We start from the raw sequence: 20,697 nt of genomic DNA on the forward strand, positions 1-20,697 counted from the left end.
CAACCCAATACCATTCCGACCTATCCAGAGACGATTTCCCACCATGAGCGACTACCGATTTTGTCCCCGTTGCGCTGCGCCTCTCGTCGAGCGCACTGACGCCGAGCACGAGGGCGGCCGTGAGCGTCAGGTTTGCCCCGACGAAACATGCGGCTATGTGCACTGGAACAATCCGCTGCCCGTGGTGGCCGCTATCGTGGAGTACGAAGGCAAGATCCTGCTCGCGCGCAATGCTGCGTGGCCTGAAGGGATGTTCGCGCTGATCACCGGTTTTCTGGAAAACGGCGAAACGCCGGAGGAGGGCATTGCGCGCGAAGTCCGCGAAGAGACTTCGCTGCAGGCCGAGACGGTCGAACTGGTCGGCGTCTACGAATTCATGCGCAAGAACGAACTGATCATCGCCTATTACGTGCGGGCTTACGGCACGATCGCGTTGTCGCCCGAATTGCTCGAATACCGGCTCGTCGAACCGGCCAGATTGCGGCCGTGGCGCGCGGGCACCGGACAGGCGCTCGGCGAGTGGATGCGCCGTCGCGGTCTGCCGTTCGAGTTCGTCGAGCGGCCCGGACAATAGCAGCAAACGCTCGCTCGCGTTCGCGAGACTTCCTTCTCCAACAACCATCTACGTACTGCTTACGATGAACAAACCCGTTCCCGCCGCGCGTGCGGCTTTCCGTCACTTCTTGCCGATCACGACTCGCTGGATGGACAACGATGTCTACGGCCATGTGAACAATGTCGTCTATTACAGCTATTTCGACACGGTTGTGAATGAGTATCTGATTCGCGCTGGTGTGCTCGATGTCGAGCACGGCGAAACAATTGGCCTGGTGGTCGAAACGCAGTGCAACTACTTCGCGCCGCTGGTGTTTCCGGAGCGTGTCGAAGCCGGCCTGCGGGTGATCCGTCTCGGCTCGACGAGCGTGCGTTACGAGGTGGGTCTGTTCAAGGAAGGTGATGCACAGGCTGCTGCGCAAGGTCACTTTGTGCACGTCTATGTAGATCGTGCGACGCGGCGGCCGGTCGAGCTGCCTGCAGCGCTACGTGCGGCGCTTGAGCCGCTTGTGGTCGTGACGGCCTAGTCTTTTTCGCTTCTGTTGCGCAACGCGACTTGTCTTTACGCCTGTTTTGTCTATCGACGGGCAATCCTCCCTGTTTGAATCCGGATTTCAAAAATCTCTCTGCGCCAGCGCTCATAAGGCTCGGCGCGGAGATGGGTTGGCGATTCAAACGCTTGATCGTTTGGTGAGCGTCCTCCAGAAATCTTGTCGGCAATACGAGGACAAATACAGACAATCAGGTAATAGAGGCAAGCGGGGCGATTGGTGTTTTCAGGCCGCCCCGGCCGTTGCCATAGACAAACCTGTGCAGCGCCCGCGATCACGTGCAGCAGTCGCAGGAGGGAGGGGACATCATGAGAAATGCAGAGGCAAAGGCCGGCGTGCAACCGAACGGACTCATGTCGACGCGCGTCGTCGTGCGCACGCTTAGATGGCTCGCTATGGCGATTGCGGCGGCCGCACGAGGCGTGCGGATCTTGGCGGCCCCGACTCACGCTCGCCGACGGAGGACCCGGTATATCAAGGCCCGACCCACGTACCGGCAACGCGCTCAGCCAGCCTGGTGCGCGCGCGTGGCTCCGGGAGCCGTACTGGTCACCATGGCGTTGGCTGTCTCAGCCTGTGCGGATGCCAGTTCTACAGACGCCTCGGCGACGCACGCTTCAGAGAACACTGCGTCTGCGTCTGCGCAGGCGCCCGGCGGCGCATCTTCCACGCGTCCCGCGCTGGAAATCGCCAAGCAACGCCAGCTCGCCGACGAGCAGCGTATTGCCGACCGCCTGCCAACGGCCAGTGGCATGACCGAACGGCGTGTTCGTCCATTGACGCTACGTGACTCCGGCATCGACGGTTCGATGATGTTCGCTCGCGACGTGGATTTTCGCGTGACCGGCGATATCGGTTTCATGATCCACAGCATGGCGGCCACACTTACGCCGACGCATGCCGGTGCGCCGATTGTGTTCGACGATCCGACCAGCGTGACGATCGACGTCCACCGTGGCGACGTCACACTCGACAGCAACAAGCTCACGGCGATCTTCAACCGCTATCTGTTCCAGTACCAGGGCTCGCCTCTGCGCAATATGCACGTCGTGCCGCAGGACGGCGGCTCATTGCGCATCACGGGCGAAATGCATCGCGACAGCTGGGTGCCGATCGTCCTCAGCGGCACACTCTCTATGCGCAACGCCGACGAGCTCGTGTTCCGTGCAGACCACGTCGAAGTCGCCGGCGTGGGCGCGGACAGGCTGATGCAGGCAGCACATGTGAAGATGGCCGACCTGCTGAAAGTGGATACACCGATTGCGCGTCTGGAAGGGGACGACGTGGTCATGCAGGTGGAAAAACTCACGCCGCCACCAGCACTGCACATGACGATCACGCAGATCGACACGTCGTCGGCGGGCGTGCACTTCACGCTTGACGATCACACGTTGCACGATATTGCATGGCCCGCGACGATGCCGCCACGCGGCATGCTGGTGGAGGGGGGCGACGTCAAGTTCATGCGTTCGATGCCAATGAACATCGACATGGCGCTGACACCGGTCGATGCCAAGGCGCCGTTTGTACTCGACCTGTACCACTACCGCGAGCAGATGGCGGCGGGCTACTTCACTTTCGACGAGGCCGGCGCGCTGGATGTGCATCTGCCCTCATTCGACACACTGGCGGGCGCCTCGCACGACGTCCCACAAGAGACCGGTAGCGCAAGCGCACGCTTTAACGACAGCTTTATCCGCGCCCAACAGGCATCGCTTGCGGCCGCGCGACTGCAATGGCAGAGTGTGCCACCCGATTTGCGCACTGCTGCGCAGGCGCGAGCGATCCCGGTCGGAACCCGTGCCGCGTTTTCCGGCGCGAACGCGCTCACGCCGGGCTCGGCGATCACGGACGAGCGGCACTCATCGGGACCGGCACCACTGATTCATATGGAAAACGTAGATTTCTTCGTCTCGGGACGAATCGGTTTTCACGTGCGTTCTCTCGACGCGCAGATGGTGCCGAAGAAGCCAGGACAGCCAGTTGATCTGGACGACCCGGAGCAGTATGACATTCACATCATAGGTGGCGAGGTGGTGGAGCCGTGGCCTGCCATGGCGGCACTGTTCAACGATTACCTGCTGGATTACGAACCACGTTCGCTGAACGATCTGCAGTTGACACCGGAGAACGGGGCGCTGCAGGTTACAGGCGGCATCAAGTTATGGAATCACTTCCCGGGCGCATGGTTGCCTACGACGATGAGCGGGACGATTGTCGCGCGGGATGAACGGCATCTGGTGTACGCACCGACGTCCGTCAAGGTGCTAGGAGTGCCGCAGGCGGGGTTGTTGCGGGCGCTGGATATTCCGTTAGCCTCGTTGACACCGTTTGTGCGCAAGGGAGTGGCGTTACAGGGCAACGAACTGGTATTCGATCAGTACACGGTGTTTCCGCCACCGGTGTTGCAGGGTCATCTGGCGAGCGCGACTGTGACGGATGAGGGTTTAGTGTTGAAGTTTCAGCGCGAGAGCGGGGCGGTGGTGGCGAGGCCGCCTGCTGGGGCTGGCGGGAGTTTTGTGTGGATTCAGTCTGGCGACATCAAGATGTTTGATTCGTTGGTCACGAATGGCCGGACCTTGATACGGGATAGTTCGGTGCCTGGCGCTATGCGGTTTGATCTTTATGGGTATCGGCGGGGTGTTGCCAATGGCGTTGTGCGGATGGGTGAGGACGGGGGATTAGTCGTTGATCTGGCACGGAGAAAATAACGTCTTCCTTGGCAAACCCATCCGCCGCGCACGTAGTGCGCGGCGACCCGAAGGTGGTCCCTGTGGGACAAAGAAAGTAAGTGCCGCTCCGCACAGGCAAACCAAACCCTAGTCCTTATTGATAATCCACTCATGCGCCGGATCATTCTTGAAATGCCAGGTCCGCTTCTCCCCAGCCATAACATTCAAGTAGTACGAATCATACCCATAGGGAACAACAACAGGATGATAGCCACGTGGAACCATAACAACATCATGATCCTCAACAGCCATCGACTCGTCGATATCCCTTGAATCGGTATACACGCGCTGAAAAGCAAACCCCTGCTTAGGCTCCAGCCGATGATAATAAGTCTCTTCGAGCGAGCTCTCGAGCGGCACATTATCGGTGTCATGCTTGTGCGGCGGATAACTCGAAGCATGTCCGCCAGGCGTCCTGACCTCCACCACCAGCAAAGACTCCGCGGCCTCAGTCTGCGGCAGGATATCGCATACATACCGCGTATTGAGTCCCTTGCCGCGCGTTGAACGCTTCATCTGCGAAGGCTCGATCAACCGTGCCGGCAACTCTCCCTTGGCAGGCGCGCTAGCCACGCCCACCTCCGCATCGCGTACCGCTCTCACCGTGGCGCGCGCACCCGGCGGCAAGTACACCGCATACGGCGCTGCGTCCTCAAACACGCTGTCGCGCGAGCCAAGAGCGCTCCACTTCTGATCTCCGGTCTCCACATCCACCGAGCCTGCCAACACGACAATACACACCTCGCGGCCCGGTTCGAACACGTGCACGACCTCGTTCGCGTTCATCCGGTACGCCGCAAAACCCACGTAACGCCATGCCGCCGTCTCCGGTGTCACCCGCGCGATTGTCTGGCCCTCGCGCTGTGCCTTTACGAGCAAACTCATGCTGCCTCCTTCGTGGCAGAAGTACCGGCTTCGAGCGGTGCATCCACCAGCGACCGCAATGTCAGGTACCCCTTCTCCGCATACGCATACGACGGTGCAATCACCGGATCCTGTTCGGCTTCGACCACCAGCCAGCCGCGATAACCATGCCGCTTCAGGCGTTCGATGATCGCGGGGAAATCAACCGTGCCGTCTCCCGGGACCGTGAACGCTCCTGCGATCACGGCGTCCAGAAAACTCCAGTTGCGATTGCGCGCCAGTTTCATCACCGCCGGCCGCACGTCCTTGCAATGGACGTGACACACCCGCCCAATATGCTTGTCCAGCACCGTGACCGGGTCGCCGCCGGCAAATGTAATATGTCCCGCGTCAAACAGCAGCCCGACGGCGTCGCTCGTGCGCGACATCAGGTTGTCGACATCGGCAGGCGTCTCTACGTACGCACCCATGTGATGGTGGTAAGCAAGCCGCACGCCGCGGCTTAGCGTATAGCGCGCGAATTCGTCCAGGCGCGCGGCGTAGGCGTCCCACTGCGCGTCGCTAAAGAAGCGCGGTCGCTGATAGAGCGGTTGGGGTGCGCCCTGGATCGAATCGGCCACCTCGCCATACACCATCACTGTGGAACCGTTGCGCGCCAGCAGTTCCAGATGCGCGTCCACAGAAGCGATTTCTTCTTCGACGCTGCGTCGTGCGAGTCGTCCCGAGTACCAGCCGGATACCAATGCCAGGTCGTATTGCGCGAGCAGCGCTTTCAAGGCCTCTGGTTCGCGCGGGAACTTGTTACCAAGCTCGAATCCGTCATAGCCGATCGCGCGTCCTTCGGTTAGCGCAACCTCGAGCGGTGTTTCGCCGCCCAGCGACGGCAGGTCGTCGTTCATCCACGACAGCGGGTTGATGCCGATTCGTACTTCGAACTGAGTCATGCCAGTGTCCTCAATCGTTTTTGGTGTCGCCGGCGGACTTGGCGCGCTCGGCAATCTGGGCTTCATATTGCGCACGCGCTGCGCGCACGCCTTCGCGTTCGGACACTTCCGGCACGGCCACCTCCCACCACCAGCCGCCGTCGTCGGTGGTGCGCGCCGCGTCGGTGTCGATGCTGATCAGGTACGTGCGGTCGGCAGCTCGCGCACGTTGCAGCGCCGCTTCAAGCTCGGCGATGTTCGCGACGTGTTCGGCTTGCGCACCGAGCGCGCGTGCATGTGCGGCGAAATCGACCGGCGGTGCGCCCAGCGGACCCTGTTCGCAATCGTCGAACATATTGTTAAACGGTGCGCCGCCGCAGGCCTGCTGCAGCCGATTGATACACCCGTAGCCGCGATTGTCGAGCACGACGATGATCAGCTTCGCGCCGAGCATGACCGAGGTCGCGATCTCGCTGTTCATCATCAGGTAGCTGCCGTCACCCACCATCACGATGACGTCACGCTCGGGCCGGGCGAGTTTCGCACCGAGGCCGCCGGCAATCTCGTAGCCCATGCACGAATAGCCATATTCGACGTGATACGCGCCGGGACGGCCCGCGCGCCAGAGCTTGTGCAACTCGGCCGGCAACGTGCCTGCTGCACACACGACGATATCGTCTACGGCGGACCTGGCGCTCGAGCGCTGCACGGCGCCGATCACATCCGCGTCATACGGCAACACGGTTTCGTGCTGCGGCGCATGCGTCAGCATACCGACCGCGTCGCGCCAGCCCGCTGCGAGTTTTTGTGCCCGCGCGGTCCATGCACGGTCGGCATGCCAGTTGCCGAGTTCTGCGGAGAGTGCCTCTAGCGCGCGGCGCGCATCTGCCTGCACTACGAATCCACCATGTTTAAGGCCATCGAACGCGTTTGCGTTGATGCCGATCACGTCGGCCTGGGTGAATAGCGTGTTCGAGCCGGTTGTGAAATCCTGCAGACGCGTGCCAATCGCCAGCACGCAGTCGGCGTCGTGTGCGAGTGCATTCGCTGCGGGCGAACCGGTTACGCCGAGCGCCCCCGTGTTGAGCGGATCGTTCCATGCCAGCGAACCTTTGCCGGCCTGCGTTTCTGCAACGGGGATGCCGTGTGCACTGGCGAACGCATGCAATGCATCAGCCGCGTGGCCATACAGCACGCCGCCACCGGCGACGATCATCGGCCGCTCCGCGCGCCGCAGGCGCTCGATTGCAGCGCTGATTTCTTCTGCGATCGGCGCAGGTGTATGGAAGTTGACCACGCGTGGTTCGAAGAAGTTGGCCGGAAAATCCCAGGCGGTGGCCTGCACGTCCTGTGGCAGCGCGAGCGTGACAGGGCCGCACAACGCGGCATCGGTCAACACGCGCAGCGCACGGGGCAGAGCCGTCAGCAACTGCGCCGGATGCACGATCCGGTCGAAGTAGCGCGACACGGGTTTGAACGCGTCGTTGGCCGAGATGCCGCCGTCCTGGAAGTCCTCGACCTGTTGCAAGACCGGATCGGGCTCGCGCGAGATGAACACGTCGCCGGGCAACAGGAGGACCGGCAAACGGTTCACGTGCGCGAGCGCCGCAGCGGTCAGCAGATTCGTCGCGCCGGGTCCGATCGAAGTCGTGACCGCCATCATCCGGCGCCGGAAATGGGCCTTCGCGTAGGCGATCGCGCTGTGGGCCATCGCCTGCTCGTTGTGCGCGCGCAGCGTCGGCAATTCATGACGATGCTGGTACAGCGCTTCGCCTATTCCCGCGACATTGCCGTGGCCGAAGATCGCGAATACGCCGCCGAATAGCGGCTCGGTACCGCTACCGTCCTCGGTCGTCACGCGCTGCGCGGCCAGATAGCGGACCAGTGCCTGCGCGGTGGTAAGACGCACCGTGCCGGAGGCCGGCGCAGGCGCTGCCGTCCCGGACGCCTGCGGATCGTGATGCAAGATGCGCTGGTTCATGCAGCCTGCTCCTGGTGAACGTGATGTGGCTTAGTGCCGTGCGTAGCCGGATTGCCGCGCGTTGCGCGCCACGAAGCGATCAGCGCTTCAAACGTCTGTCGCACACGTGCGATGAGTTCGTCGTCGCGGATCGTCCCTGCGAGCCAGGCGTGGCTAGGCTCGTGGAAGATGGTCCGGCCAACGGTGAAGCCGCGGCAGGTCGCCGATTGCGCGGCAGCACGGAAGCCTTCGTTCAACTGTTCAACCGCCGCCGACAGTCCCAGCAATACTACGCCACGGCAGTACGGATCGCGTTCGGCGATCAGCGCGTCGATTGCCTGCCATTGCGCAGCTTCCATGGGCTCGAGCTTCCACCACTCCGGATAGATGCCGATGTTGTACAAGCGTTTCAATGCGCGATACACGGTGTCGGATCCGCACGGCAAATGCGCGTGCTTCGGCGGAATCACTTCGAGCAGCAGTTCATGGCCGCTCGCCTGGGTGGCATCGTAGAGCGCGCGCAATTGTGCTTCCTGTTCGAGCCGTTGTTCGATCGGCTCGTCGGGATGGTATTGCACGAGGCACTTCACCACATGCTCCTGCGGCCACGCAATCAGCGTGGTGCCGATGGAACGCCCGTGATCGAACACCAGCGGTACCGAACCCGGCAGTTCCACCGGTCGGCCGATCCACCAGCCGCGGCCCGTGGCGTCGTTCAACGCATCCTGGCCATAGCGGTCGTCGATCAGTACACCGATGCGTCCTTGCAGGCCGAGTGCGCTTTCGGTTTGCGCAACCGCCTCGACAAAGAGGCTCTTCAACCTCGCGATGCGTGCTTCGTCCGCGCCGGTCTGCTGGGCCAGATCGAAGAACTGGTTGCGGTGATCGAAGGCGAAACCGAGCACTTCGTCCCATTGCTTGCGGGCAGGGGAAACGCGGTGCAGCCGCGCGAGTTTCGCATCGCGATCCGGGCGGCGCATACGTTGCGGATCGGCCTTGGCCTCGCTCAGGAAGTACTCGAGCTCCGCGGGCGTCGGCATGGCCGGGGCGCACCCATGCCGAGAGACGACGAGCGCACCGCTCGCGTTCGCTGCACGCGCGCAAGCCTCGAGCGGCTGATCGCGTAGCCACCCAGACAAAAAGCCGGAGGCAAATGCATCGCCCGCGCCGAGCACATTCAATACTTCGACTTCGACACCACCGTGAATCGGCGCGTCGTCGAGCGAGGCCGGCACATCGCCGTCGATGATCTGGCAACCCAGCGGACCGCGTTTGACGACCAGAGTGGCCGGCGTCACCGCGCGAACCATCGCGAGCGCTTCGATCAGTTCATGCTTGCCGCCGGCAATGCGAAACTCTTCTTCGGTGCCGATCACCAGATCCATCAATGGCAGGATGCGCTGGATGTGCGCAGTGACGTCCTCACTGGCAACAAAGCGGGTTTCACCGTCGGCCTTGCCCGTGAGTCCCCACAGCACGGGGCGGTAGTCGATATCGAGCACCGTGCGCACGCCGTTGCGGCGGGCGTAATCGAGCGCCCTGCGGCTGGTGCGGTTCACCTGTTCGGTGGAAAAGTGGGTGCCAGTAATCAGCAGTGCTTTGGACGAGGCGATGTACGCCTCGTCGAAGTCCGCTTCGTCCACTGCCATATCGGCGCAGTTTTCGCGGTAGAAAATCAGCGGGAAGGTATCGCGATCCTTGAGACCGAGCAGCACGAGCGCAGTCAGGCGCTCATGATCGACGCGCACGTGGCTGACGTCGCAACCTTCCTTGGTGAGCGTTTCGGTGAGGAAGCGTCCCGGATGGTCGTTGCCGACACGCGCGAGCATCGATGACGCGAGCCCAAGCCGGGCGCAGCCGAAAGCGATATTGGCCGACGAGCCGCCGAGATACTTCGCGAAGCTCGTGACGTCTTCGAGCCGCGCGCCGACCTGTTGCGCGTAGAGATCCATCCCGAGGCGGCCGAGACAGATGATGTCGCGGCTGCGGCCCTGCGCAAAGCGGCTGGTGGTGCTGGCAACGGACGGCGTGGTTGTGCTGGTAAGAGCCATGGAATTTCCTGTATGTCCTGGTGCTTGACTGACGACGCGGGCCACACGACGTTGGCACGAAACGAGCGCCGCGTCGAAGGCGTGGCGCAATCAGATCGTCGCGCCTTCGAGTTCACCGATCATCTTCTGCATTTCGGCGCCGCCGGCCATCATGTCGAGTACTTCGTCCTTGCTGATGGTGTCCTTGGTGAAGGTCCCAAGCGACTTGCCGCGATTGAGCAGCGTGAACGAATCGCCGATCGGATAGGCGTGGTGTACGTTGTGCGTGATGAAGATGACCGAGATGCCTTTGGCCCGCGCGGTGTGGATCAGCTTCAGCACATTGAAGCTCTGCTTCACGCCGAGTGCTGCCGTCGGTTCGTCGAGAATCAGCACCCGCGCGCCGAAGTGAATGGCCCGTGCGATAGCGAGACACTGCTTCTCGCCGCCCGACATCGTGCCGATCGGTTGATGTGGGTCGCGCACGTTGATGCCCATTTCGGCGAGCTTGTCACGCGAGGCTGTCGCACAATGGTCGAGATCCATCACGTTGATAAAGCCGAACAGTTTTTTCTGCGGCTCGCGTCCCATGAAGAAGTTGCGCGCCACGGAAAGCAACGGCACCAGCGCGAGATCCTGATAGACGGTCGCAATGCCGAGATCGAGCGCGTCTTTGGGCGAGGTGAAACGCACCGGCTTGCCGTCGACAAGGTAGGTGCCTTCGCTCGGCTGATGCACGCCGGCCAGCGTCTTGATCAGGGTGGATTTGCCTGCGCCGTTGTCGCCGAGCAGGCAATGCACTTCGCCTCGTTTGAGCCGGATCGTGATGTCCTTCAATGCAATCACGTTACCGAAATAACGGCTGACGTTTTCGAGCGAGAGAATGTAGTCGCCCGTGGCCGGCTGCACGGCGGCTGCTGTCGTATTCTGGGTGGTATCCATCGTGAACTCCTCGTTTAGCGGGATGCCGCGACGCGGCTGCGCACGTAGTGGTTAAACAGCACCGCGAACAGCAGCATTGCGCCGAGGAACACGCGGAACCAGTCCGAATCGATGTTCGTGTAGGTGATGCCGATCTGCACGACGCCGAAGATCAGTGCACCAAACGATGCGCCCACCACCGAACCGTAGCCGCCGGTCAGCAGGCTGCCGCCGATCACCGCGGCGATGATGGCCTCGAATTCCGCCTGCAGGCCGCGGTCGGCTGCCGCCGAACCGATATCGCACACTTGCAGCACGGAATAGAGGCAAGAGCAGAAGGCAGTCAGGACGAACAGCGAGATCTTCACACGGCGTACCGGCACACCGACGTTCTTGGCCGCATTGGCGTCGCCGCCCACAGCGAAAATCCAGTTGCCGAATTGCGTCTTGGCGAGGACGAATGCGCAAACCGCGGCAAGTGCGAACCACCACAGAATGACTTTCGGAATCCCAGGGACGAGCGGCAGGCCGTTGTCGAGCATCTTCACGAGACCGATGTGTCCGAGCCAGGTAAACACGCCCTTGAAGGCGACGCCCTGGAACAGCGTATGCGCGATCCAGTCATGCGAGGCGACGTCGCCCACGCCGGAGATGATGGTGCGGTCGGCAAACATCACCGAGAGGGCGAGCGTGAGGCCGCGCAGGATAAACAGGAAGGCCAGCGTCACGATGAAGGAAGGCAGCCGCGTGCGCATCACGAGGTAGCCGTTCAGCGCGCCGAGCAGCATCGAACCGGCGAACGCGAACACGATCGACAGCGCAATCGGCCAGTGAAAATACATCGTAGGCAACGCGACCATCATGCCGGAGAAGCCGATCATCGAGCCGATCGAAAGATCGAACTCGCCGGCAATCATCAGCAGACAGGCGCCGACTGCGATGATCCCAAGATAGGCGGCAACCTGCGACCAGTTCATCACACCGTCGAGGTTGAACATGCCGGAGTTGCCGGCGGCAAGCCCGAACACCAGGAACACCATGACGGTGCCGGCGAGGGCGGCAAATTCAGGGCGGCTCAACAGATGTTTGAACCACGATTCGCGACGCACGCGTTCATCGGCTGAAGCGGTCCCGGCTGCTGCTGCGGCAGCGTCCTGCTCGGGACGGGGATGTTTGGCGTGGAAGGGGTTGGCGACGCCCATTGAAGCTCTCCTTGATGCGCCAGCGGATCGCGTCGTGGCGACGCGTCGCTTGAAGGCGCTGAATGCAAGTGAAGTGCAAGTGAAACCTTGCGAAGGGGAGCGCGTGCGGCCGGGCCAGTGGCGGCTGGCGGCACGCGCTTTCTTCATGCCTGCTGGGACGGTTTCCCGTGCCCGAACTCAATCAAACCTTGCTTAGCGGTACTGACCTGCGTACTTGATTACCTTGTCGATGTTTTCCTTCGTAATGAAGCCCGGACCAGAGCCAATGTTGCGCGGACCGTAGGAGGGGGCGAGACCATAGGTCGACAGACGAGCCTGGAACTTCGGGTTAGCCTGGAGAGCCTGGCGGATCTTCACGGGGTCGGTAGTGTGGTCGTGCTTGGCGATGGCCAGCACGGCGACGGCGATGTAACCCTGCAGGTACGGTTGCTGGTCGATGGCGAACTTGATCGTGCCGTCCTTGATGGCCTTGGCGATGTCGTCGTCAAAGTCGAACGTTGCGAACCAGAGCTTGCCGGCCAGCCCCATTTGCTGCAGCGCCTTGATCGTCGGCGCAGCCGAGAGCGGCCCGAGTGCGAGCACGCCGCCGGTGTCCGGGTGATTGCGCAGATACGCACTCACCTTCGACTGGATGCCAGTGGGGTCCGTGCCTGCATCGAGCGTGGAGGTCTTGAAGTCGACCCCAAGCGCATCGGCAAAGCCGCGGCAACGTTCGAACGACGCCGGGTTGGTCGCGTAGTGGTTTACGCACAGGAACGACTTGACGCCTGCGGCCTTCGCTTTTTCGCCTGCTGCTTTACCTGCCGCGTATTCAGGCTGGCCGATGTGCATGATCGCGCCCAGATCGGCGCTCTGCTGCTCGGTGCCCGAATTGATCGTGACTAACGGAATGTGCTTTTCGGTGACCTTGCCGATCGAGCCCTTCAGCACGTCGTAGTCGGCGATGGTAACGATCACGCCGTCGTAGTTGCGTGCGGCAGCCTGTTCGATCAGGCGGGCCATGTCGGCGATGTCGCCATTAGGCGGGTTGCGGTAGTCGGTCTCGACGTTGAAATCCTCGTCGGCCTGTTTGATTGCGTTCTTGATGGTGTTCCACCACGAATCGGAATCGGGTGCGTGGCTGATCAACACGAAGTGCGCATCGGCCGCGCGGGCCGCGGTTGTGGCGGCCAATCCCGCCGTCAGCGCCAGTGCTGCCACCAGAATCCTCAGCGTTGCCTTGCCATTGCAAAGTCTCATCGTCTCCACCTTTCTCGGTCTTCGTTATTGAAGGGAACGTATGGTGTTTCTTCATACCTGCGAGCCCTCTTCGCGTGAGCACGCATGCTCGCTACACCATCGCTCAGGACCAAGATTAGGCCATCTTTTGCCCACTTGCAATGAAAATTTCATGACAAAGAAAAATGGAAAATATGTTCCATTTGACGATGCGCCTGCCTATAATCGGCAACGTTAGCGTGGTGCGCAGAGCCTTGATGGGGGCCGTTTTGCAGCGCAATAAAGCATCAAAGGAAGAGCCATGGCGGAAGAGAGCACAGAAGAATTGCCCAGCGTCGAAGATTTGATGCAGCGCATCGCGGAAAACTACGACTCGTTGCCGCGTCAGTTGAAAAACGTCGCGACGTATATCGAGCAGCATCGCTCAAGCGTGATGGTGGATCGCACCAGCGACATCGCGGCGAGCTGCGGCGTGCATCCATCCGCCGTCGTGCGGTTTGCGCAGCGCTTCGGCTTCTCCGGCTTCTCCGATCTGCAGGCGGTGTTTCGCCAGGCTTATACGGGGCAGGGCACATCGTCGCCGAGTTATCAGCAGCGCATTCGCAAGCTGATCGACGAGAAGCCGGGTGCGTTGTCCGGCGGTTCCGTGGCGCGCGAATTCGTTGCGGCGTGCCGCGGCGGTCTAGATGAGCTCGAAGCAGGCCTCGACGACGCGCAGTTCGACGCCGCAGTGAAGATGCTGCAACAGGCCGACAACATCTACGTGGTGGGTGTGCGGCGTTCGTTTCCGGTGGCGAGCTATATCGTCTACGCGCTGCAGCACACGCCGAAGCGCGTGCACCTGGTGTCCGGTTTCGGCGGCATGTATCGCGAGCAGATCCGCAGCGTCAGGAAGGGCGACGTAGTGATCGCGATCAGCTTCGCACCGTACGGCAAGGAAACACAGTACTGCTTAAGGGTGGCGCATCATCACCAGGCAAAAACGCTGGTGATCAGCGACAGCCAGTTGTCGCCGCTCGCGCGCTACGCCACCACGCAACTTTATGTGAAGGAGGGGAGCGCGTTCGCGTTTCGCTCGCTCACCAGCACGATCTGCCTGTGCCAGGCGCTGTTCATCGCGCTCGCGTACAAGCTCGAATTGAACGTAGAAGAATCGAAAGACACTGGAGGATACGATGACTGACCTAGCAGGCGGCAAGACAATCGACGTAGCAGTGTTCGGTGCAGGGCGCATTGGCCGGATTCATGCGGCCAATCTCGCGCGGCAACCGGGCGTGCGGCTCAAGTACGTGGTGGACGTGAACAAGGATGCGGCGGCAGCGCTGGCTGCCTTGCACGGCGCGCAGGTCGCGGACATAGACGGCGCGATGGGCGACGCGTCGGTCGGTGCGACGGTGATCTGTTCGAGCACGGATACGCATGCAGACCTGATCCAGCAATCGGCCGCGCAGAAGAAGCACATCTTCTGCGAAAAGCCCGTGGATCTGACGCTCGAACGCGCGCGTGCCTGCGCGCAGGCAGTGGAACGCGCGGGCGTGGTGTGCATGATCGGCTTTCAGCGCCGTTTCGATCCGACCTTTGCCGCGTTGAAGGCGCGCATCGACGCTGGTGAAATCGGCACGCCGGAAATGCTGATTGTCACGAGCCGCGATCCGGGCGCACCGCCGGTTGACTACATCAAGCATTCGGGTGGGATCTTCAAGGACATGCTGATCCACGACTTCGACATCTTCCGCTGGATTCTCGACGATGAAGCTGAGACGCTGCACGCCACGGGCAGTTGCCTGAGCGACCCGGCGATTGCCGACGCGGGCGATATCGATTCGACAGCCGTGACGATTCGCACGAAGAGCGGGCGGCTCTGCCAGATCAACACGGCGCGGCGTGCAGCGTATGGCTACGATCAACGCTTCGAAGTGCTTGGCAGCGAGGGCATGCTGCAGGCCGGCAACGTGCGTCCTACCGAGGTGGTTGCCTATTCGAAGACGGAAGTCTCGAGTGACGTGCCCGAAGCGTTTTTCCTTGAGCGTTACCGCGCGGCGTACGCGGCGGAAATTGCACACTTCTTCGAGGCGGTCACGCAGGGCAAACCGGTTCGCACGACTGTCGCAGATGGCCTGAAGGCGCTTGAACTCGCGGATGCAGCGACGCGCTCGTGGCGTGAAGGCCGGCCGGTGCGTCTCGGGGAGAGTGCATGATGGCGACCACTGCTAATCGCAAACCCGTTCGTGTTGGCGTAGTCGGGCTTGGACGGCTCGGCAAGCGTCACGCGGAGAATCTCGCTTATCGCGTGCCGGGGGCCGTGCTCGTCGCTGCTTGCAGTCCAGTAGAAGAAGAGTTGGCGTGGGCCGCTGAGGCTTTGTCGTCGCCGCGTTTGTACAAAGACTATGCCGCGTTGCTCGAGGATCCTGAGGTCGATGCCGTCTGGCTCGTCACGCCGTCGTCGTTGCACGCGCAACAGATTATCGACGCGTTGCGGGCCGGCAAACATGTGTTCTGCGAGAAGCCGCTGTCGCTGGATCTGGCGGAGTGCGAGCGAGTGCTGGCGGAAGCGGAACAGCATCCGCATTTGCAGGCGACCATCGGTTTCATGCGCCGCTTCGATCCGAGCTATCGCGACGCGTTCGAGAAGATCGAAGCAGGCGTGATTGGCCGGCCGTTCATGGTGCGCTCGCAGAACACCGACAAGAACGACCCCGACGGCTTCTTTGTGCGCTTCGCGCCGACCTCGGGCGGGATTTTTCTCGACTGCACGGTGCACGACATCGACGTGGCTCGTTGGCTGCTCGGCAAACCGCGCGCCAAACGCGTGTTTGCGAGCGGGACGATCGCGTTGCACGAAGGGCTGCGCGAATTCGGCGATGTCGACAACGGCGTGGCGATCTGCGAATTCGACGACGGCAGCCTCGCGATGTTCTACGCGTCGCGCACCATGGCGCACGGCAACGATACCAGCAGCGAAGTGATCGGCACGGCGGGCGCGATGACGATTGGCCACAATCCGCGTTTGAATCGCGTCGAGATTTCGGACGCGAGCGGGATTCGCAACGAATGCACACCGACCTTCTTCGACCGTTTTGAAGACGCGTTCCTGTACGAAGCGCGGGCGTTTGTGGCGGCGGTGCAGGGTGGGGCGTCGGCGGGTGCGACGTTAGCTGATGCGTTGGAGGCGACGCGGATTGGCAGCGCGCTGCGGCAGTCTTTGCAGACGGGGCAGGCGGTGACGTTGTAAGGCTAATAAGGCCCCGGGGTTTGGCTTTGACGACGCGATGCCCGAAAAGGCGCCCCAGCGTGTTCCTGTGATGGTCGTCATATCGGCGCTTCCGGCGTGGATATGACGGCTGCTGTAGAATTTGACCCTCTGTCCGGCGTCGTTCGCGGCGCCTTATCCCGAAGGTCATCGTCGATGCAAATTCAGGTTCACAAGGAAGTCGATGCGCGCGGGCTCAACTGTCCGCTCCCCATTTTGCGCGCCAAAAAGGCGCTTGCCGATATGGAAAGCGGCCAGATCCTCAAGGTGCTCGCCACCGATCCCGGCTCGCAACGCGATTTCGCCGCGTTCGCCAAGCAGACGGGTAATGAAATCGTCGAGGTGTCGACGCAGGACAAGGTGTTTGTGTTTTTGATGCGGCGGCGGTAAGGCGCAGCGGATCGGAGCAGACACGCGAGGATCGACCTACGTCAGAACCGCAGCACTCAAAATAAAAGGCGCCGTGCCCGCGATCCGCGGAGCAACAGCGCCTTTTTAACATCTGCCGCGCGGTTTTCCGCGCTTCTATCCGTCCGCCAGCTTACCCTTCCAGCACCGGCGAGCGAGTCCGCAAATATTCTTCGAAATCCGCAGCCACTTCCGGGTGACGCAGCGCGAATTCCACCGTCGCCTTCAGATAACCCAGCTTGCTGCCGCAATCGAAGCGCGTGCCGTGATACTTGTACGCCAGCACCTGCTCATCGGCGAGCAGCGACTGGATCGCATCCGTCAGTTGCAACTCGCCTCCCGCGCCCGGCTTCAAGGCGCGCAGATGCTCAAAAATCCGCGGCTTCAGCACGTACCGGCCAACCACGCCGAGGTTCGACGGCGCCACTTCCGGAGCCGGCTTTTCGACGATGCCCGACATCTTGATGATCGAATCTTCCCACTCCTTGCCGTCGACGATCCCGTAGGACTTCGTCTCCGAGTGCGGGATTTCTTCGACGCCGATCACCGAGCTGTGATAGTGGTCGAACACCTCGATCATCTGCGCCATCACGGGCGGCTTGCCGTACAGCAAGTCGTCCGCGAGGATCACGGCGAACGGGTTGTCGCCCACCAGCTTTTCCGCGCACATCACCGCGTGGCCGAGGCCGAGCGCCTCGGGCTGGCGTACGTAGAAGCAGTCGACGTGGCTCGGCTTGATGCTGCGCACGAGTTCCAGCAGCTTGTCCTTGCCGCGTGCTTCGAGCTCCGCTTCGATTTCGTACGACTTGTCGAAGTGATCCTCGATCGCGCGCTTGCTGCGGCCCGTGACGAAGATCATTTCGGTGATACCGGCGGCCATCGCTTCTTCGACTGCGTACTGGATCAGTGGCTTGTCGACGATGGGCAGCATTTCCTTCGGGCTCGCCTTGGTGGCGGGGAGGAACCGGGTGCCAAGACCTGCTACCGGAAATACCGCTTTTGTAACTTTTAGCATGTAATTACCCCTGAATCCTGTGGTGGCTACGTCTGTGCGCAGGCGCAGACGTGGAGCGTCAATCAGGCTGGCAGGCGCGCAAGTTGCGCGTTCAGCTTGCCGATGGTCGTTTCGTATTCTGCCAGCCTTTTCTGCTCCTGCTCAACGACTGCGGGCGGGGCTTTCGCAACAAAGCTCTCATTTTGCAGCTTTGCATTGCATTTCGACACTTCGGCGCCCAATCTCGCAATCTCTTTTGACAAGCGTTCGCGTTCGGCTGCGACATCGATTTCCACCTTCAGCACCAGCTTGTCATTCCCTACGATAGCAATTGGCGCGCCATGTGTCTGAGCGTCGAGCGTAGCCTCGTCGGCGATGATCTGCACATCCGACAATCGGGCCAGCGCCTGGGCGTACGGTGCGAACGTGCGCAGGCGTTCCGCGTTGCCGGTTGCGAGCAGAGGCACCTTGACGGCCGGCGACAGGTTCATCTCGCCACGCAGGTTGCGGCAGGCGTCGATTACAGCCTTCAGATCAGCCACCCACTGTTCGGCCGCTTCGTCCAGCTTGCTGGGCTCCGCCACCGGATAACGCTGCACCATGATAGAAGCTTCGCCCTCGGCCATACCCTGCGGGTAACGGTCGGCAAGGGGCGCCACCTTCTGCCACAGCGCCTCGGTGATGAACGGAATCACCGGATGCGCGAGGCGCAGGACCGTCTCGAGCACACGCAACAAGGTGCGGCGAGTGGCGCGCTGCTGCTCCGGCGCGCCGTTCTGGATCTGCACCTTGGCCAGCTCGAGATACCAGTCACAGTATTCGTCCCAGACAAACTTGTATAGGGCGTTTGCCACATTGTCGAAGCGGTAGTCGGCAAAGCCCTTGGCCACTTCAGCCTCGACGCGCTGCAGGTGCGAGACGATCCAGCGGTCTGCCTGCGAGAAGTCGAGGTAGGCGCCCGGGCCGCAGTTGCCCTCGCCGTTCGGACCGCACGCATCGGCGGGCTTGCCGAAGCCGCAGTCGTGGCCTTCGCAGTTCATCAGCACGAAGCGGGTCGCGTTCCACAGCTTGTTGCAGAAGTTGCGATAGCCCTCGCAGCGCGCGAGGTCGAAGTTGACGTTGCGGCCGAGCGTGGCCATCGACGCCATCGTAAAGCGCAGCGCGTCGGTGCCGAACGCGGGGATGCCTTCGGGGAATTCCTTGCGGGTCTTTTTCTCGATCGACGCTGCCTGCTTCGGATTCATCAGGCCGGTGGTGCGTTTGGCGACCAGCGAATCGAGATCGATGCCGTCGACGATATCGATCGGATCGAGCGTGTTGCCTTTGCTCTTCGACATCTTCTGGCCTTCGGCATCGCGCACGAGGCCGTGCACATAAACGGTGTCGAAGGGCACCTTGCCGGTGAAATGGGTGGTCATCATGACCATCCGCGCGACCCAGAAGAAGATGATGTCGAAGCCGGTGACGAGCACGGACGACGGCAGGAACGCTGCCAGTTCCTTCGTCTCGTTCGGCCAGCCGAGCGACGAGAACGGCACCAGTGCCGACGAAAACCACGTGTCGAGCACGTCTTCGTCGCGTTTAAGGGCGCCGGTATAGCCCTTGGCAACCGCTTGCGCGCGGGCGTCTTCTTCAGTCTTGGCGACGAAGATTTCGCCGTTTTCGCCATACCAGGCCGGAATCTGATGGCCCCACCAGAGTTGGCGCGAGATACACCAGTCCTGGATGTTTTCGAGCCATTGATAGTACGTGGTGGTCCAGTTTTCCGGCACGAACCTGATCTGGCCGTTGCGGACCACGTCGAGCGCAGTTTCGGCGATCGACTTGCCGGGATTGTAGGTCCCTTCCGGCGCCGGTTTGCTCATGGCGACGAACCATTGGTCCGTGAGCATCGGTTCGAGCACGACGCCGGTACGGTCGCCACGCGGCACCATCAGCTTGTGCGGCTTGACGGACTCGAGCAGACCGATGGCTTCCAGATCCGCGACCACCTGCTTGCGCGCCTCGAAACGATCGAGACCGCGGTACTTCTCGGGCGCGTTGTCGTTGATCTTTGCTTCGAGCGTGAGGATTTCGATCTGCGGCAGCTTGTGGCGCTGGCCGACCTGATAGTCGTTGAAATCGTGTGCGGGGGTGACCTTGACGACACCGGTGCCGAATTCGCGGTCGACGTAATCGTCGGCGATGATGGGGATTTCGCGGTCGGCGAGCGGCAGCATCACGGTCTTGCCGATCAGGCTGGCGTAGCGTTCGTCTTCCGGATGGACCATGACGGCGACGTCGCCGAGCATGGTTTCCGGGCGGGTGGTGGCAACCGTCAGATGACCCGAACCATCGGTCAGCAGGTACTGGATGTGCCAGAGGTGGCCATTTTCTTCTTCGCTGGCGACTTCGAGGTCGGAGACGGCGGTCATGAGGACCGGATCCCAGTTGACGAGGCGCTTGCCGCGATAGATCAGGCCCTGTTCATATAGACGGACAAACACGTCGCGCACGGCGGCGGACATCTTGTCGTCCATGGTGAAGTATTCGCGCGACCAGTCGATGGAGGCGCCGAGGCGCCGGACCTGGCTGGTGATGGTCGAACCGGATTGCTGCTTCCATTCCCAGACACGTTCGACGAACTTTTCGCGGCCGAGGTCATGGCGCGAGACCTTCTGGGCGTCGAGTTGGCGTTCGACGACGATCTGGGTGGCGATACCGGCGTGATCGGTGCCGGGGACCCAGAGGGTGTTTTCGCCGAGCATGCGATGGTAGCGGGTGAGGCCGTCCATGATCGTCTGGTTGAAGGCGTGGCCCATGTGCAGGGTGCCTGTGACGTTAGGCGGCGGCAGCTGGATCGAGAAGTTTTTCGTGTTTTCCGCGAACGCTGGCGCGGCGTAGGCGCGTTTTTCCCACTCCGGGCCCCATTGGGCTTCGATGTTGTGGGGTTCGAAACTCTTGGCAAGCGTGTTGTCGCTCATTGTTCGTGGTCTGCTGGGATGCTGTGGAATCTTTGATTATAAGGGGTGAGGATGCCGGGGAGGGTTGCCTGCGGCGCCCCGGTTTGGCGGTTCACCCAAACCAGGGCGCCGCAGGCACAACAACCA

16 protein-coding genes are annotated in these 20,697 nt (G+C 61.7%); 7 read left to right on the top strand and 9 right to left on the bottom strand.

Annotated features, from left to right (window positions below; all coding sequences use genetic code 11):
- Window positions 1-43: 43 nt before the first annotated feature.
- The 3 genes from BUS06_RS08800 to BUS06_RS08810 all read left to right on the top strand — a co-directional run bounded on the left by BUS06_RS08800 (window position 44) and on the right by BUS06_RS08810 (window position 3,817).
- Entirely contained in the window at window positions 44-574 is a 531-nt protein-coding gene (locus BUS06_RS08800; protein WP_074263921.1) for an NUDIX domain-containing protein, read from the top strand.
- 64 nt (window positions 575-638) lie between these two features.
- Window positions 639-1,082, top strand: a complete 444-nt coding sequence (locus BUS06_RS08805; protein WP_074263922.1) for an acyl-CoA thioesterase — start codon at window positions 639-641, stop codon at window positions 1,080-1,082.
- A 578-nt stretch (window positions 1,083-1,660) separates the two neighbouring features.
- Complete coding sequence (locus tag BUS06_RS08810) at window positions 1,661-3,817, top strand: hypothetical protein (protein ID WP_143787583.1); 2,157 nt, start codon at window positions 1,661-1,663, stop codon at window positions 3,815-3,817.
- A 108-nt stretch (window positions 3,818-3,925) separates the two neighbouring features.
- On the opposite strand, the gene iolB is transcribed toward BUS06_RS08810, so the two are convergent.
- From iolB to BUS06_RS08845, 7 genes are all read right to left on the bottom strand, one after another.
- Complete coding sequence (iolB, locus tag BUS06_RS08815) at window positions 3,926-4,723, bottom strand: 5-deoxy-glucuronate isomerase (protein ID WP_074263923.1); 798 nt, start codon at window positions 4,721-4,723, stop codon at window positions 3,926-3,928.
- Window positions 4,720-5,646: a myo-inosose-2 dehydratase gene (gene iolE, locus BUS06_RS08820; protein ID WP_074263924.1), complete on the bottom strand. Its 927-nt coding sequence runs from the start codon at window positions 5,644-5,646 to the stop codon at window positions 4,720-4,722. The genes iolB and iolE overlap by 4 nt, the downstream gene beginning before the upstream one ends.
- Before the next feature lie 10 nt (window positions 5,647-5,656).
- Window positions 5,657-7,606, bottom strand: coding sequence for a 3D-(3,5/4)-trihydroxycyclohexane-1,2-dione acylhydrolase (decyclizing) (iolD, locus tag BUS06_RS08825; RefSeq protein ID WP_074263925.1), 1,950 nt, complete (start codon window positions 7,604-7,606; stop codon window positions 5,657-5,659).
- Window positions 7,603-9,636 (bottom strand): bifunctional 5-dehydro-2-deoxygluconokinase/5-dehydro-2-deoxyphosphogluconate aldolase, encoded by a 2,034-nt coding sequence (locus BUS06_RS08830; RefSeq protein WP_074263926.1) that lies wholly within the window; start codon window positions 9,634-9,636, stop codon window positions 7,603-7,605. The genes iolD and BUS06_RS08830 overlap by 4 nt, the downstream gene beginning before the upstream one ends.
- Before the next feature lie 90 nt (window positions 9,637-9,726).
- Window positions 9,727-10,557 carry an ATP-binding cassette domain-containing protein gene (locus tag BUS06_RS08835; protein ID WP_074263927.1) on the bottom strand — a complete coding sequence of 277 codons (831 nt, stop codon included), beginning with the start codon at window positions 10,555-10,557 and terminating at the stop codon, window positions 9,727-9,729.
- 14 nt (window positions 10,558-10,571) lie between these two features.
- Window positions 10,572-11,738, bottom strand: coding sequence for an ABC transporter permease (locus BUS06_RS08840; protein ID WP_074263928.1), 1,167 nt, complete (start codon window positions 11,736-11,738; stop codon window positions 10,572-10,574).
- 192 nt (window positions 11,739-11,930) lie between these two features.
- Window positions 11,931-12,977 (bottom strand): sugar ABC transporter substrate-binding protein, encoded by a 1,047-nt coding sequence (locus tag BUS06_RS08845; protein ID WP_074263929.1) that lies wholly within the window; start codon window positions 12,975-12,977, stop codon window positions 11,931-11,933.
- Between the two features lie 280 nt (window positions 12,978-13,257).
- Here BUS06_RS08845 and BUS06_RS08850 point away from each other — a divergent pair, with 280 nt between their 5' ends.
- The 4 genes from BUS06_RS08850 to BUS06_RS08865 all read left to right on the top strand — a co-directional run bounded on the left by BUS06_RS08850 (window position 13,258) and on the right by BUS06_RS08865 (window position 16,596).
- Complete coding sequence (locus BUS06_RS08850) at window positions 13,258-14,139, top strand: MurR/RpiR family transcriptional regulator (RefSeq protein ID WP_074263930.1); 882 nt, start codon at window positions 13,258-13,260, stop codon at window positions 14,137-14,139.
- Window positions 14,132-15,154, top strand: coding sequence for an inositol 2-dehydrogenase (gene iolG, locus BUS06_RS08855; protein WP_074263931.1), 1,023 nt, complete (start codon window positions 14,132-14,134; stop codon window positions 15,152-15,154). The genes BUS06_RS08850 and iolG overlap by 8 nt, the downstream gene beginning before the upstream one ends.
- Window positions 15,154-16,188, top strand: coding sequence for a Gfo/Idh/MocA family oxidoreductase (locus tag BUS06_RS08860; protein WP_429288323.1), 1,035 nt, complete (start codon window positions 15,154-15,156; stop codon window positions 16,186-16,188). Before iolG ends, BUS06_RS08860 begins: the two co-directional genes overlap by 1 nt.
- Window positions 16,189-16,368: 180 nt before the next feature.
- Window positions 16,369-16,596, top strand: coding sequence for a sulfurtransferase TusA family protein (locus BUS06_RS08865; protein WP_074265982.1), 228 nt, complete (start codon window positions 16,369-16,371; stop codon window positions 16,594-16,596).
- 151 nt (window positions 16,597-16,747) lie between these two features.
- On the opposite strand, the gene galU is transcribed toward BUS06_RS08865, so the two are convergent.
- Both galU and BUS06_RS08875 read right to left on the bottom strand, forming a co-directional pair.
- A complete protein-coding gene (galU, locus tag BUS06_RS08870; RefSeq protein WP_074263933.1) occupies window positions 16,748-17,629 on the bottom strand; it encodes a UTP--glucose-1-phosphate uridylyltransferase GalU in 882 nt (293 codons plus the stop codon).
- A gap of 62 nt (window positions 17,630-17,691) precedes the next feature.
- Window positions 17,692-20,571 (bottom strand): valine--tRNA ligase, encoded by a 2,880-nt coding sequence (locus BUS06_RS08875; RefSeq protein ID WP_074263934.1) that lies wholly within the window; start codon window positions 20,569-20,571, stop codon window positions 17,692-17,694.
- Window positions 20,572-20,697: the final 126 nt, after the last annotated feature.

Origin of the sequence: Paraburkholderia phenazinium, from assembly GCF_900141745.1 — a bacterium.
In the GTDB taxonomy this organism is placed as follows: Bacteria; Pseudomonadota; Gammaproteobacteria; order Burkholderiales; family Burkholderiaceae; genus Paraburkholderia; species Paraburkholderia phenazinium_B.